At 44.7% G+C, this 2,949-nt stretch carries 4 protein-coding genes and 1 pseudogene; 3 read left to right on the forward strand and 2 right to left on the reverse strand.

The genetic code is table 11. The features are described 5' to 3' along the window. The 3 genes and pseudogenes from IJJ71_RS08905 to IJJ71_RS14965 form a co-directional block, all read left to right on the forward strand. A partial coding sequence (locus tag IJJ71_RS08905; protein WP_296846478.1) for a cupin domain-containing protein occupies positions 1-518 on the forward strand: 518 nt, incomplete at its 5' end. Between the two features lie 157 nt (positions 519-675). Beyond that, positions 676-1,353: pseudogene (locus IJJ71_RS14960) on the forward strand (aldo/keto reductase family protein). Between the two features lie 31 nt (positions 1,354-1,384). Next, positions 1,385-1,531 carry an aldo/keto reductase gene (locus IJJ71_RS14965; protein ID WP_367113237.1) on the forward strand — a complete coding sequence of 49 codons (147 nt, stop codon included), beginning with the start codon at positions 1,385-1,387 and terminating at the stop codon, positions 1,529-1,531. Positions 1,532-1,558: 27 nt separating this feature from the next. Here the strand turns inward: IJJ71_RS14965 and IJJ71_RS08915 are convergent, their stop codons facing one another. Then, positions 1,559-2,125, reverse strand: coding sequence for a TetR/AcrR family transcriptional regulator (locus IJJ71_RS08915; RefSeq protein ID WP_296846480.1), 567 nt, complete (start codon positions 2,123-2,125; stop codon positions 1,559-1,561). A gap of 349 nt (positions 2,126-2,474) precedes the next feature. Continuing rightward, on the reverse strand, positions 2,475-2,949 hold a 475-nt coding region (locus IJJ71_RS15020), incomplete at its 5' end, for an adenylate/guanylate cyclase domain-containing protein (protein WP_296846481.1).

The following is a 2,949-nucleotide window of genomic DNA, read 5'->3' on the forward strand; positions in this document are numbered from 1 at the left end:
CCGCAATCATCACCCATGCCACGATGTACACAGGCTGGCCAAAAGGCTGGGCAGTATTCCGTCTGGCAAAGGAAGTCTGGAAGGAAAATGAGCCTGCCACAAACGAAAAAGACCGCTACCAGAATTCAATTTTCTTCCCGATTGGAGAGCCAAACCCATATGGAAAATATTTTGTGGGACAAAGCTACCTTGCTCAGATTTCCAAAGAGCAGATTCCGGTTTTCAATGTAACTTTTGAGCCTGGTTGCCGCAATAACTGGCACATCCACAATGCAAAATCAGGTGGCGGACAAATGCTTATCTGTATTGGTGGCCGCGGCTGGTATCAGGAAGAAGGGAAAAATGCCGTCGAACTGCTTCCCGGAAGTGTCGTGAATATTCCTGTCGGTGTAAAACACTGGCACGGGGCGGCAAAGGACAGCTGGTTCAGCCATCTGGCACTGGAAATTCCCGGTGAAGACGGAAGCACAAGCTGGTGCGAAAGCGTAAGCGAAGAAGATTATGGAAAATTAAAATAAGGGGCGTTCGTCGTTCTCTACGCTCACAAAAATATATCTTTTGAACGAAACTGTATGAAAAAACTTATTTCTTACCCTTTTAGTCGGAGGGTTTCTTATGACAAACCTTTCAGCAAAGGAACCTGAAAAAATGGTAAAATTATGTTCTGGATACGAAATGCCAACACTCGGTTTAGGAAACTGGACTCTGACCGGCCAGGTTTGCGAAGACGCAGTATATGCCGCCCTAAAATCCGGTTATCGCCTTATTGATACTGCAAAATATTACGGCAACGAAAGCGAGGTAGGTAAAGCCATCTCCCGTGCCATTTCTGACGGAATCTGTAAGCGAGAAGAAATTTTTATCACTACAAAACTCGTTCCCTGGAGTTCAAATCCTGATGCAGATATTGATGATTCAATAAGACAGTTAGGCCTTACCTATATCGACCTTTGTCTTTTGCATCAGCACGGCTCCAGCTCAGGCGACGATGCAGTTTACAAGGCTATGATTCGTGCAGCAAAAGACTGAAAAATCCGCTCAATCGGAATCTCAAATTTTTACACAGAAAAAACAGTAAGCCATTTTATAAATGATTTCGAAATTCCACCCGCAGTAATTCAAAACGAAAATCACCTCAAATATCAGAACAACTCTTTAAGAGCCTGGGCTGTAAAAAAAGGAATCTACATAGAAAGCTATTATCCTTTCGGCGGTCGAGGTCACACAGCAGAGCATCTGAAAAATCCGCAGGTTCTTGAAATTGCAAAGAAACACAATACGTCGAGTCAAGGCACGCGTACGCTTAAAGCTTTGACTTCGCCGTTTTTAGGGTTTGTAATAAACCCTAAATAAAACCGCCACTCAAATAATTGTACGCTGGCATTTGCAGGCAGGATACATCGCAATACCGGGCAGCAGCAATCCTTCCCACATTGCAGAAAATTTTGACGTCTGGGATTTTCAGCTGACAGATTCTGAAATGAAAGAACTTACAAAACTGAATACTGGAAAACGGTACGAAAACTGGTAAACAAAAAGAGCATCTCGAAAAGTCTTACTACCGATTCCTAAACCCCTTCATCCCATTTTCCAGAAGCGTCGTTGCAAGCTCAATCATTTCTTCCATTGGAATCTTACAACCGTCGGCAACCCACTGGCGGTAGAGTGTAAGAACCGATGTCGAATAAGCCCTTACAATATTCTGGATATAGGTGCTTTTGTCATGGAGGGTTTTAGTCTGCTGATGGGTATGCGCCGAAACTTTTTTCTGCATTCCTTCGCGGATGTAATCAAAACGGCTGTCGCAGGTAACCTTCTTAAAAAAATCATCCTGAGCTTCGTTGTATTCAAAAAAACTTCTTACAAGTTTCGGATAATCTTCTGTGTATGTAAGGTCTTTTACCTTTTCAATATATTCGCTGATATGCCTGCTTTGAATCTCCTTCAAAACATCATCCGTAGTTTCATAATGCAGATAGAAAGTGTTGCGGTTAATTCCGGCCCTGTCCGCAATGGCCTTGACCGTCACCTTTTCATAAGGCAGTTCGCAGACCAGTTCCTTAAAAGCCTTTTTTATTGCTTCCTTAGTTCGTGCAATTCGTAAATCTTCTTTTTTCTCGGTCATGATTTTCCTCTTTTTCTGGGCGCATCCCTCACTACGTTCGGGTCGGGCTATCCGCGGTTCCGCCTTTCGGCTTCATTCCTACGCTTCGCTTCGGAACGGCTTCGCCGCCGCTACTATCCCTTGCGCATTTCTAGGCACATTTTAAAAATCTGTCGCATATCTCACACTTCGCCACATTCTGCCCATTGTGCTGGCGGAAATTCATGCTATGCTTTTCAAGAAAATTATAAGGCACTTGCCCATTATTTTGCAAGTGCTGAATGAAACACGCAAAGGAGCGGCTATGGCGGTTACGATGACAGATTCAATGGAAAACATAATGGGAACGATGAGCGAAGGGTGGCTTTTGTTAAAGATGGCTCTTCCCATGATTTTTTCGGTCTTGGTTTCGTCGCTCTACAACATTGTGGATTCGATTTTTGTGAGGCGGATCGGTTCGGCTCGGCGATGCAAAGGGGCGCGGCGACGAGGAAGCGGCAAACGCTTTCTTCACGGCTTCCGTCCTCCTCATGATTGTGCTTGCATCTCTTTTGTGGGTGCTGTTCGCCTTGTTCCACGATGCCGTGTTCATTTTTTTCGGCGCGTCTGAGGAAATCCTTCCGAAAGTGATGGAATATGCGAAGTGGATTATCCGCTTCTTCCCGATTTTCATCGCGCCCACTTTCATCGGCTCGTTCGTGCGGAACGACGGGAATCCGCGGCTTGCAACATTTACTGTGTCGCCCCAAATATCGTAAATGAATTTTGTCTTGCCAATTACTCCAGCAACAAGATTTCCGGTATTTATTCCCAGCCGTATCTGGATTTTTACAGCAGAATCCTTA

This window comes from Treponema sp. (assembly GCF_017430385.1).
Taxonomy (GTDB): domain Bacteria; phylum Spirochaetota; class Spirochaetia; order Treponematales; family Treponemataceae; genus Treponema_D.

Bases quoted from the DNA above. Each gene is read 5' to 3' on its own strand.
- IJJ71_RS08915 (WP_296846480.1), bottom strand. From the start codon at position 2,125: ATGACCGAGAAAAAAGAAGATTTACGAATTGCACGAACTAAGGAAGCA.